The sequence below is a fragment of the Micromonospora sp. U21 genome, from assembly GCF_018070045.1.
Lineage (GTDB): Bacteria > Actinomycetota > Actinomycetes > Mycobacteriales > Micromonosporaceae > Micromonospora.
Window position 1 is genome coordinate 1 of the sequence record NZ_JAGPYK010000063.1, and the last position, 11286, is coordinate 11286.

The following is an 11286-nucleotide window of genomic DNA, read 5'->3' on the forward strand; positions in this document are numbered from 1 at the left end:
ACCTGTACCTGGCCGCCGCCATCGTCACCGTCCGTCAACTCATCCAACGGGCACGGGTCCTCTACCGCTGGGATACCCGGCCCACCACCCGCCGACTCAAGTGACACCTATTGCCGGTCGCTCTTAGAGCCGCTGCCTCTCCGCCAGCGAGAACGGCAGCAGACGCTGCTCACACGGCGTCTCGGACTGTCATCGTTGATCGCTAGTTGGCGACGTTTCACGGTGTCTTGTGCCCCGTGTGTGCCCCAAGCCCGAGGAGTGGTACTTCCTCCAACGGCGGAAGCCCGCCCCGATCAATCCTCCGCCTATCGCCCCCAACAGCGCCTCGTTGAAGGGCCCTGGCTGCTCGACATATCCCAAGGCGACCACGAGTCCGCTCCCCGCCGTCATCACGCCCGCAGCCAGCAAAGCAACGTAGAGGAGGCGAGCCCGCACCCCACCAGTAGAGCCGGCCATCACCCCTCGTCCGCGGTCCGGGGTTGAAGCCCCCGTCGTCACTCGGTTATCACTCGCCCTGGCCGGCGAGCCCTCAGCGGCTCTACGGCTACCCTCACGCCATGCGCGCCCTCTTGGTCGACCTGCTACCCATGACGCTGTGGCAACCCGGCAACCTCTACGCCGGAGGGCGCCTGCACTTCTGCGTGGGGTGGAGTGAAGAGCGGGCCGTTGAGTGGCAGGGGCGTCAGATCATGGTTGGCAAGCCCGGGGGTGCTGCACGGATCAACGAACGCTACTTTCAGCCTGACGAAGGTGACTGAGGCCGGCGGCACACGCTCAGCCTGGGAATCGGGTTGAGTCACGCATGCCGGGCCTGGTGCCGGCTGGTCATGGACGCAAGAGCGGCCCCGGCCAAGCCTTCGACGGGCCCCTACTGGCCGATGTTGACTGCTACGTCGGGCACGGATCGGGCACGGGCTTGGGTGAGGCCGAGGCTTGACAGGCCATCAGGATCCGGTCGCCTGGAATCTGCGGACCGCAGCCTCGGCGAGCTGGGTGAGGTATTTATCGCCGCCGGGTTCGCTGCCAGTATCTTGGACGACCACCAGAGCGGTTCCGATCCGGACCAGTATGCTGTCGCTTTCCAGCGTGTCAGAACCGGACGTCATGCTACAACTGACGTGAATACTGTCATCGCCGAACTGCGGCCCTGGTGCCACTGCGTAGCGGTACCTGTTGCCGAAGCGGGACGACGCGACGGTGGGGCAACGGCCGATGAAGGTTCGCAGGTCGGTCATTGCTCGTCGTGCGCCGCCATCGGCGTAGGTCCTGAGGACTTCGGTTCCAACCCAGAAGCGATCGGGATCCGCGTCATAGCTGAGGGTGGCTGCGGCCATCGCTGACGGAGTCCCGGTTAGCCGCGTGGCCGACAGCAGCGGGATCATGCTGTTCGAACAGGATACGTCGACGCCTGGGCGTTGATCTCCAGCATCCGACGGCATGACTGTCGCGATTTTCACTGCGAATCCGGGCGGCAGCGTGTCCGTGGTCACCAAGCGTGCGGACAGCGTCGCGGAGTAGCCGGATCCGCCGGTTGCCGGAACTGCTGAGGAAGCTGGCTTCGTGGCTGTGGCCGAGCCCGTCGCCTGCGTCGTGGAGGGGATTGTTTCGTCCGCTGATCGATCCGCTGTATGAGCCTTTGAAGAACCGCATGCGGTCACCATGCAAACGGCCACCACCGCGACTAACCTACGCAGCACCATCCTGAGCACCGGGCAGACTCCACCTTTCGCGCGCGACGCGTCAGGCTACCAGCGCGTGACTTGAGCCGTCGCGCACCCTAAACCGCGTGGGCCTCGCAGGTCGTCGCCAATCTGTCAGGTGCCGTCTTGCCTGCAGAGCTGGACCCCTTCGCCCCGAAGGAATGACTGTTGGCCGATGAACTGAACGGGTCGTGGCGTTCGGCTGTCCAAACAGTCCGCCGGCATCCGTAGGCGTCCGGCCTTGTTCGTGCGCGCCGTCACCCAGTTAGTCGCTCATGAGCCAGCGGTAGTCGTAGCTGATCGCGTCCCAGCACTGCCGGACCCATCGTTGCTTGTTTGGTGAAGCGGTGCGCCACATGAAGGCGATGCCCTCGTGGATGCGGTCGCGGCGAGTCGGATCGAGCCAGGAAGGAAGGTTGTGGCACAGGTCGGCGAGGGTATGCACCTGCTCCTGGCGACCGTTGTCCGGCGCGGTCCGATCCCCATCAGATGCGGCCAGGTAGCGAATCATCAGTAGGGACTCCGTCAGTAGGTGCGAGACGGCCGCTTCGGCTGCCTCCTGGTCGTCGTGCCGCGCAAGCGTCATGTCCTCCTCCTTCGTCCGGCATAAGCAGTAGAGCGCGTCCTCTGGCATCCCGCCGACCCCCTGCGGGGAGCGGGCCGCCGTTCGGCCCGCCACGCCAAGACGGCCTTGACGCACGTACGGAAACTGCTGGACCAGACTGAGTCGGCTCTCGTGTCACGGACCACGCCCCCGGCGGACACCGCCACAGTGGCGCAGTTGACCCACCTCGCACGGCGCGGACCCGGCTCCCGGGGTCGAAGCCGGCCACCGGCGGCCACCCCTCCCCTCCCAGGTGAGCAGTTGACCTGACCCTGAGCGGCTGTGGAGCCGGCTCCTGGACGACCGGCACGCCTCGCGCGGCCACCGCCCCCATGCTTGGCGCTTGCCGCGCGGACCCGGCATGCCCTTCCCTGCGCCGCGCTGCTCGGGCGCGCGGCGCGGCCGGCTGCCGGCGACAAACCCCCACCACTTTCCTGGGCCACCCCGTCTGCGGCGGCCCCCGGGCTTTCCGCTCTCCGCGCCAACCGCGCGTTGCTGTCAGCCGGTTGACTCACGGCAGTGCCGGTCGGGAAAAGCCTGGCGGAATTGGAGCCCCCGGCCGGGATCGAACCGGCGACATCTCGCTTACAAGGCGAGTGCTCTGGCCAGCTGAGCTACAGGGGCGCGTGCGTCGAAGTCAGCATAGCGACTGACGTCTGGATATCCCGCTGGCGAGGGCTCCCGAGCACGGGAAACGTCAGCAACCCGACGTTCGTACGCCCTCGCCCGGCCGCGCCGCGCGTCGATTGATGTCTGACCGTGCCCGACTGCCCTAATTGCGTAGGCCGTGCACCACTTCCGGCGATCCCCCGCCTTGGCAGCGCGGAGAAACCCGTTTACGGTGCAGTGACACGGACGACAGGCCCGGCCGCCCCGCGACCGGCCCGCCGTCCGTTGACCGGCACGGACACCGTGCCGGTCGCTCCTTCACTCGGATCGTCCGGCACGTTCCTGCCGGTGAAAGGAAGCGCTTCACCATGGCTACGGTCACTTATTCCAAGGCGTCCCGGATCTACCCGGGCACCGAGCGTCCCGCCGTCAACGAGCTGGACCTCGAGATCGGCGACGGCGAGTTCCTCGTCCTGGTCGGCCCCTCCGGTTGTGGCAAGTCCACCAGCCTGCGGATGCTCGCCGGGCTGGAGGACGTCGACGCCGGCTCGATCTACATCGACCAGCGTGACGTGACCCACCTGCCCCCCAAGGCCCGCGACATCGCGATGGTCTTCCAGAACTACGCCCTCTACCCGCACATGACGGTGTACGAGAACATGGCGTTCGCCCTCAAGCTGCGCAAGACCTCGAAGTCGGAGATCGACCGGCGGGTGAAGGAGGCGGCCGGCCTGCTCCAGCTGGAGGAGTACCTCAGCCGCAAGCCGAAGGCGCTCTCCGGTGGTCAGCGTCAGCGCGTCGCGATGGGCCGGGCGATCGTCCGCGAGCCGCAGGTCTTCCTGATGGACGAGCCGCTGTCGAACCTCGACGCCAAGTTGCGCGTGCAGACCCGTACCCAGATCGCGTCGCTGCAGGCCAAGCTGGGCGTCACCACGGTCTACGTCACGCACGACCAGGTCGAGGCCATGACCATGGGTCACCGGGTCGCGGTGCTGCTCGATGGCGTCCTCCAGCAGGTGGACACCCCGCGGGCGCTCTACGACACCCCGGCCAACGTCTTCGTTGCCGGTTTCATGGGCTCCCCCGCCATGAACATCAAGACCGTGCCGCTGAACGATCAGGGCGCCGAGTTCGCCGAGCTGCACATCCCGCTGACGCGCGAGCAGGTCGAGGCGGCCCGCGCCGAGGGCGGCGACGGCAAGGTGACCGTGGGCTTCCGTCCGGAGGACTGCGACCTGGTCAGCCCGACCGAGGGCGGCATGCCGGTCGTGGTCGAGCTGGTCGAGGACCTCGGCTCGGACGCCAACGTCTACGGCCACGCCGCGCTGGGTGGCAACTCGGAGCGCTTCGTCGTCCGCACCGACCGGCGCACGATGCCGAACATGGGTGACACCGTGTTCGTCAAGCCGCGCACCGGCCGCAGCCACGTCTTCCACGCCACCACCGGCAGCCGGATCTGACGTAACGCCGTACCGACAGGGGCGGTCCGCTTCGGCGGGCCGCCCCTGTCGCAGGTCCGGACCCAGCCGATCCCGCCGCCGGACACGCCGAGGCCCCATCCCCCGACAAGCGGGGAACGGGGCCTCGGCGTCGCTTGTACTACTGCTCGGCGGCGCGCCGGCGGGAGACCTCGGCCAGGGCGACCGCGGCTGCCACGCTGGCGTTGAGCGACTCGACCTCGGAGATCATCGGGATGCTGACGGTCAGGTCGCAGGTCTCCCCGACCAGCCGGGACAGCCCGCGCCCCTCGGAGCCGACCACGACCACCAGCGGGCCGATGGCGGCCTCCAGGTCGTAGAGGTCGGTGTCACCGTCGGCGTCCAGACCGACGACCGTGAAGCCGGCGTCACGGCACGCCTTCAGCGATCGGGTCAGGTTGGTGACCTGCGCCACCGGCACCCGCGCGGCCGCGCCGGCACTGGTCCGCCAGGCGGTCGCGGTGATCCCGGCGGCACGCCGCTCGGGTACGAAGACACCCTGCGCGCCGAACGCGGCAGCCGAGCGGATCACCGCGCCCAGGTTGCGCGGGTCGGTGACACCGTCCAGCGCGACCAGCAGCGGGGCCTGCTGCTCCAGGGCCGCGGCCACCAGGTCCTCGAACGGCTGGTACGCGAACGGCGGCACCTGCAGCCCGACGCCCTGGTGCAGCACCCCGCCGGTCATCCGGTCCAGCTCGGCCCGGCTGATCTCCAGGTTGGCGATGCCCCGGTCGGCGGCGGTCCGGATGATCTCGTTGATCCGGTCGTCCATGTCGATGCCCTGGGCGGTGTAGAGCGCCGTCGCCGGCACCTGGGCGCGCAGCGCCTCCAGCACCGGGTTGCGCCCGACCAGCAGCTCCGGGCTGTCCTTGGCCGGGTTGGACTTGCGCCCCGGCGTGACCCGGGGGCCGGACCGACCGCCGGGCTTTCCGCCCCGGCCGCCAGTGCCACCCCGGTTGACCGGAACGCCCCGGCCGCCGCCCTTGCCCCAGGTGGTGTCCTTGCTGCCGGGCTGACCGATCTTCGGGGCACGCCCCTCCTCGGCCGCCGCGCGGCGCTCCTTGTCCTGTTTCCAGGCGGTGCGCTGGGGCAGCTTCTCGGTGCCCGAGTACCCCTTGTGCCACGGCCGCTCGTCGGCGGGCAGGGTGCGCCCCCGCCCGGCCAGGGAGTCCTTGTTCTTGCCGCCGGTGCCCTTGGGGGCGCCCGCCTTCGGCGTCAGTCGCCGGCCACGGCGCTGCGAGTTGCCGGCCATCAGTCCTGCTCTCCAATAGTCCAACGGGGCCCCTGGGGGGTGTCCTCGACCACCACGCCGGCCAGCTTGAGCTGGTCACGAACCGCGTCGGCGGCAGCCCAGTCCTTGCGGCCCCGGGCCTGTGCGCGCTGCTCCAGGGCCAGCGCGATCAGGGAGTCCACCACGGCACGCAGGTCATCCGAGCGGCCGCCACCGGTCCAGGCCGGGTCGAGGGGGTCGACCCCGAGGATATCCAGCATCGCCCGCACCGCGGCCAGGGTGGTGCGGACGGTCACATCGTCGCCGGTGCTCAGCGCGGTGTTTCCGTCCCGGAGCTGCTGTTGCAGCACGGCCAGCGCGGCGGAGGTGTTGAGGTCTTCGTCCATCGCCGCGACGAAGCCGCTCGGCAACTCGCCGAGCTGCCCGGCGCCGACCCGCTCGACGGCCCGCAGCACGAAACCCTCGATCCGGCGGTACGCGGTGGCCGCGTCGTGCAGCGCGTCCTCCGAGTAGTCGATCACCGAGCGGTAGTGCGCGGCGGCGTAGTAGTAGCGCAGCTCGACCGGCCGCACCCCTAGCGAGTCCACGTACGCCAGGTCCAGGGTGTTGCCGGCGGACTTGCCCATCTTGGCTCCGCCGATGCTGAGCAACCCGTGGTGCACCCAGTAGCGGGCGAACGGCAGCCCGGCCGCGTGGGACTGGGCGACCTCGTTCTCGTGGTGCGGGAAGGTGAGGTCGAGCCCACCTCCGTGGATGTCGAACTCCGGGCCCAGGTATCGCCAGCACATCGCCGAGCACTCGATGTGCCAGCCCGGGCGGCCCAGCCCCCACGGCGACGGCCAGTAGGCGTCCGCCGGCTCCTCGGGTTTGGCGCCCTTCCAGAGCGCGAAGTCGCGCGGGTCCCGCTTGCCCCGGTCGGGGGCGTCCCCGGCCGACTGCATCGCGTCCGGGGACTGACCCGACAGTGACCCGTACGCCGGCCAGGAGGCCACGTCGAAGTAGACGTCGCCGGAGCCGTCGGTGGCCGGGTAGGCGTGCCCGTCGGCGATCAACTTCGTGATCAGCTCGTGCATCTCGGGGATGTGCCCGGTGGCGCGCGGCTCATAGGTGGGTGGCAGCACGTTCAACGCCCGGTACGACTCGGCGAGGATCAGCTCGTTGGCGTACGCGATGGACCAGAACGGCCGGCCCTGCTCCCCCGCCTTGACCAGGATCTTGTCGTCGATGTCGGTCAGGTTGCGGACGAAGGTGACCTCGTAGCCCGCGGCCAGCAGCCAGCGGCGCAGCACGTCGTAGTTGACGCCGGAGCGAAGGTGACCGATGTGCGGCGGGGCCTGGAGGGTGAGACCACACAGGTAGATCCCCACCTTGCCGGCTTCCCGCGGGACGAAGTCCCGCACCGATCGGGTGGCGGTGTCATACAGGCGTAGCGTCACCGTACAAGGGTAGCCGTCCGCGCCTGTCCGGGTCCGCCGGTGCCGGGTCGTACGCTGCCAGGCGTGGATGCGACCGCACGCCCCGGTGAGCCGCCGGCCAGCCCCAGCGCCCCCGCCGGCCGTGCCGACGTGGTTGGCGGGCGGGCCGGGGAGACGGCACAGACCCTGGACCGGGGGTTGCGGCTGCTGCACCTGGTCGCCGAGGCGCCGGGCGGGCTCACCGTCACCGAGGTGGCGAACCAGTTGGGCATCGGGCGTGCGGCCGTCTACCGGCTGGTCGGCCCGTTGACCGGGCACGGGATGCTGCGTCGCGACGGCGACGGCCGGCTCCGCCTCGGCGCGGGAGTGCTGCACCTGGCCCGGCGCGCCCAGCCGCTGCTCGCCGAGGGAGCACTGCCCGCCCTGCGCCGGCTCGCCGAGCAGGCCGGCGCCACCGCGCACCTGACCGTGGTCGAGGGTGGCGAGGGGGTCGCCCTGGCCGTGGTCGAGCCGAGCTGGACGTCGTTCCACGTCGCGTACCGGACCGGGGCGCGGCATCCACTGGACCGGGGCGCGGCGGGTCGCGCCATCCTGGCCGGCCGAGCCGGGGCGGCGGCACCGGTCAGCAGCAGCGGGGAGTTGCAGTCCGGGGCGTACGGGGTGGCGGCGCCGGTGCTCGGCGTACCCGGGTTGGAGGCGAGTGTCGGCGTGGTCGCGCTCGCCCCGCTGGACGTCGACACGATCGGCCCCCAGGTCCTGGCCGCCGCCAGGGCCATCACCACCGCCCTCCGCTGACCCGTTCGCCGACCGCCCGGCCAGCCCGACGCCGGCTTGATCAACTCGGGATCACGGACATCGCGGTAACGCGCCGTCGGCGACAGCCCGACTTCCAAGAGCCCGAGTGGATCATCGTCCATGCCATACCACGATCGGTAGGCGGGCCCGCGGTTGTCCACAGGGACCGACGGAGCGCGCGGGTCAGGTTGTCCACAGGGGTTTCGGCGGTGGATGGGTGGCCGGCACGCTGCTCGGCATGCCACCACGTCCGCACCGCCCCGACGCCCTGACCTGGCGGGTCTTCCGCGGCTCCGACGCTGTCCGGGATGGTCTGCTCACCGAGCATCAACTACGCAGCGCCGCCTGGGTACGGCTGCGCCACGACATCTACGCCGACGCGCGGCTCGACCGGGACCACACCCTGGCCTGTCGCGCCGCCCTCCTCCGGCTACCGCCCGGGGTGGCGGTCGGAGGTCCGTCGGCCGCCTACCTGCACGGTGTCGAACACGCCGCCACCTTCACCGACGACGTTCACGTCCTCGTGCCCAGACCGCTTCGGATCGGCCCACAGCGCGGTCTACGCGTGCACGTCAACGTCATCACACCGCCCCTCGACGTCCGGACGCGACGGCAGGCCGCGACCCCCTCGGACGCAGGCCGTCGACCGGGAGCAGGGCGTCCACCGGAAGCAGGGCGTCCACCGGCCGCCGGAATGTCACCACGCCGGACGCGGCAACCGCCCCGGCAGCGTGCAGTGGCGGCCAGACCGGGCAGCACGGTAGCTGCCAGACCGGCCGACGAGCGGGGGGCGGCCATCGAGCTGAGCCCGGTCTGGGACCCGGGCGGACCGATCCCCCGCTCGGACCCTGGACGGGCCGCCTGGGAGACGGCCGTCTGGCTCGATCCGGTCCGTGCGGTCGCCATCGTCGACGCGCTGCTCGGGCAGGGGCTGACCGATCGCGACACGTTGGCCGACGTGGCTGCTCGCAACGCAGACCGGCCCGGTGGGCGACGGGCACGGTGGCTCTTCGATCTGGCTGACGGCGGGGCAGAGTCTCCGCCGGAGTCGCACCTACGTGTGCTGCTGGTGCTCGGCGGTCTGCCCCGCCCGGTCGTTCAACACCCGCTCCGCCTGCCCAACGGCGTCGTCCTGCATCCCGACCTGGCGTGGCCGGAATTCCGGGTAGCGGTCGAGTACGACGGGCAGTGGCAAGCCGACGCAGATCAGCTGCACCGCGACCGTCAGCGGCTGAACCTGCTCGTCGGCACGGGTTGGCTGGTGCTGCATGTGACCAGCCGACGACTGCACGCCGAGTTCCCGGCGGTGCTCCGCGAGGTGCGCGCAGCGCTGGTCAACCGCGGATGGCGACGGTGATCCCCCGACCCGCGCCGGCAGGATCAGCTCGGGTTCCTGGAAACCGTGCTGTCCGCCGGACCGTGACACCCCGTCGCCAAGGAATTCGAGTCGATCAAGTCCTGGGAACGCCAGCGGGGCCCGGCCGACCAGGGTCGACCGGGCCCCGACGCGTTGCCCTACGGCCGGGCGTTCGGCTTGAGCGGAGTCTTCACCGCCGCGTAGGCGTCGACGATCCCGTACCCGTAGAAGCCGTTGAAGTTGACCCCACCGGCGCAGTAGGCGTCGTAGGTCTCGTCCCGGCCCTCGTTGCGGTACTGCTGCAGCCGCGGCTCCGGGCAGGCGTGCTCGGCCGCCGTCCGGTAGAGGTGCTGCTCGACCAGGTCCGGCGACATGCCGAAGCCACCCCGGCCCTCCGACTTGCCGTACCGACTGACGATCAGCGCGGCGACGCCGGCGGCGTGCGGGGACGCCATCGAGGTGCCCTGGAGGTAGGTGTAGTAGCCACACTCACCGTTGGCCTTGCACTGCTTGAAGACCAGCGTGGCAACCCGCGGGTCGATGTTGCCGTTGGCGTCCACCCGCGGATCCGGGATGGTGGGGGAGATCGGCTCCTCCTGGAGGACCTTCAGCGGGTAGGTGGAGAGGATCCGGTTGCCCGGGCTGTTGTACGTCGGGGTTCCGAAACCGTCCCGGGCGAAGCCGCCCGGCGCGGCGACCGAGGTCTGCTCGGTGCCGTAGTTGGAGTAGTCCGCCTTCTTGCCGGACGGGCCGACGGCCGACACGCCGATCACGTGCGGCCCCTCGGCGGGCAGGTCCCAGCAGCTGTTGTTGTCGATCGGCCGGTCGTACGGCGCAGCGCCGTAGTCCGGGCTGCTGATGTCCGTGCGGGGCGCGCCCAGGTCCTCGTTGTTGTTGCCGAGCGCGCCGACCAGGGTGACGCCCTTGTTGTGGGCGAAGGTCAGCGCCCGCTTCATCGCCTTGATGATGGCCCGCTGCTCGGCCTGGCTCGCCGGGGAGTCGGCCGGGTTGGCGGTGCAGTTGTAGAGCCACGGGTCGACGTAGAACGACATGTTGACCACGTCGATCCCGGACCGGCCGGCGTAGATCAGGGCGTTGACCACCGGGTTGAGGAAGAAGTAGCCGGAGTCCTGGCCACCCTTCAGCTCCACCAACGAGACCTTCGGGGCGACGCCGGAGAGGCCGAAGCCGTTGGCGGCGGCACCGATCGTGCCCGCCACGTGGGTGCCGTGCCCGCCGTCGTCGGTGCCCACCGCGTCGAGGCAGCTCGGCACCTCGCAGGGACCATCCACGTCGGTCAGGTCCGGCGCGAAGTTGCGCGACAGCGCCCAGTTGAAGTTCGGCGCGATGTCGGGGTTGCTCGCGTCGACGCCCGTGTCCAGCACGCCGACGGTCACCCGGCGATCACCCGGCTCGACCTTGCGGGCCTCATCGGCCCGGATCATCTCCAGACCCCAGAGCTTCTCGTCGAGCGGGTCCAGCTTGGCGCCCTTCCTGGCGGCGACGGCGGCGGCCGCGGCGGGCGGCACCTGCTTCTGCTCGACCCGGTCCAGCTTCGGCTTGCGGCCGATGGCCTTCTGCTCGGCGGCGCCGATCAGCGTGGGGGCGGCCGTCGCCCTGGCCGCGAAGTCGGCCCGGTCGCTGGTCACCTGGAACATGCCGACCTCGTCGGACCGGGACACCACCGTGCCGCCGGCCGCACGGATGGCGGCGACCGCGGTGTCGGCGGCGACGCCGTCCTCGGCGACGACGGTGAAGGTTCGGGAACTGGTCGATGCGGCGCTGGCCGGCACCGCCATCCCCGAAGCCGTAAGTGCCAGCACCGCCGCGGTCGCGACGGCACCAGCGGTGAAGCGCTTGCTCACCACATCAGATCCTCTCGTTGAGGGACGTGGCAGCCATCACACAACACCCGCCAGGTTTATGCCAGGTGAGCGTCCGTTATAGAGCCTGTTTCTGATCTATGTGGCGGCGGTTGTGGTACGGGCGTGGCGGCGGGTCATCTGGAGGATCGCTGCCCAGTAGGTGATGGTTTCGTGGTGTTCGGGTAGGCGTTCGTAGTCGCGGGCGCAGCGGCGTCGGCGGGTGAGCCAGGCG

9 protein-coding genes, 1 tRNA gene and 1 pseudogene are annotated in these 11286 nt (G+C 70.3%); 5 read left to right on the forward strand and 6 right to left on the reverse strand.

What is annotated here, in order from left to right; genetic code table 11:
- Window positions 1–104, forward strand: a pseudogene (locus tag KBX63_RS34425) (IS5/IS1182 family transposase); the annotation flags it as partial.
- A 453-nt stretch (window positions 105–557) separates the two neighbouring features.
- The gene (locus tag KBX63_RS34430; RefSeq protein ID WP_210918610.1) at window positions 558–758 is read left to right on the forward strand and encodes a hypothetical protein; all 201 of its coding nucleotides are present in this window, start codon (window positions 558–560) and stop codon (window positions 756–758) included.
- A 186-nt stretch (window positions 759–944) separates the two neighbouring features.
- Here the strand turns inward: KBX63_RS34430 and KBX63_RS34435 are convergent, their stop codons facing one another.
- The 3 genes from KBX63_RS34435 to KBX63_RS34445 form a co-directional block, all read right to left on the reverse strand.
- On the reverse strand, window positions 945–1490 hold the full coding sequence (locus KBX63_RS34435; protein WP_210918611.1) for a hypothetical protein: 546 nt from the start codon (window positions 1488–1490) through the stop codon (window positions 945–947).
- Window positions 1491–1965: 475 nt separating this feature from the next.
- Entirely contained in the window at window positions 1966–2286 is a 321-nt protein-coding gene (locus KBX63_RS34440; RefSeq protein WP_210918612.1) for a hypothetical protein, read from the reverse strand.
- Window positions 2287–2851: 565 nt separating this feature from the next.
- Window positions 2852–2928: transfer RNA gene (locus tag KBX63_RS34445), tRNA-Thr, on the reverse strand.
- 353 nt (window positions 2929–3281) lie between these two features.
- On the opposite strand from KBX63_RS34445, the gene KBX63_RS34450 reads away from it, so the two are divergent.
- On the forward strand, window positions 3282–4373 hold the full coding sequence (locus KBX63_RS34450; RefSeq protein WP_210918613.1) for an ABC transporter ATP-binding protein: 1092 nt from the start codon (window positions 3282–3284) through the stop codon (window positions 4371–4373).
- A gap of 139 nt (window positions 4374–4512) precedes the next feature.
- On the opposite strand, the gene rlmB is transcribed toward KBX63_RS34450, so the two are convergent.
- Window positions 4513–5643, reverse strand: a complete 1131-nt coding sequence (gene rlmB / locus KBX63_RS34455; protein ID WP_210918614.1) for a 23S rRNA (guanosine(2251)-2'-O)-methyltransferase RlmB — start codon at window positions 5641–5643, stop codon at window positions 4513–4515.
- On the reverse strand, window positions 5643–7058 hold the full coding sequence (cysS, locus tag KBX63_RS34460) for a cysteine--tRNA ligase (RefSeq protein WP_210918615.1): 1416 nt from the start codon (window positions 7056–7058) through the stop codon (window positions 5643–5645). The genes rlmB and cysS overlap by 1 nt, the downstream gene beginning before the upstream one ends.
- Window positions 7059–7121: 63 nt before the next feature.
- On the opposite strand from cysS, the gene KBX63_RS34465 reads away from it, so the two are divergent.
- Together KBX63_RS34465 and KBX63_RS34470 are read left to right on the forward strand one after the other, a co-directional pair.
- Window positions 7122–7832: a helix-turn-helix domain-containing protein gene (locus KBX63_RS34465; protein WP_210918616.1), complete on the forward strand. Its 711-nt coding sequence runs from the start codon at window positions 7122–7124 to the stop codon at window positions 7830–7832.
- Window positions 7833–8070: 238 nt separating this feature from the next.
- On the forward strand, window positions 8071–9189 hold the full coding sequence (locus KBX63_RS34470) for a hypothetical protein (RefSeq protein WP_210918617.1): 1119 nt from the start codon (window positions 8071–8073) through the stop codon (window positions 9187–9189).
- A gap of 158 nt (window positions 9190–9347) precedes the next feature.
- On the opposite strand, the gene KBX63_RS34475 is transcribed toward KBX63_RS34470, so the two are convergent.
- Window positions 9348–11054 (reverse strand): S8 family serine peptidase, encoded by a 1707-nt coding sequence (locus tag KBX63_RS34475; protein WP_210918618.1) that lies wholly within the window; start codon window positions 11052–11054, stop codon window positions 9348–9350.
- Window positions 11055–11286 lie beyond the last annotated feature (232 nt).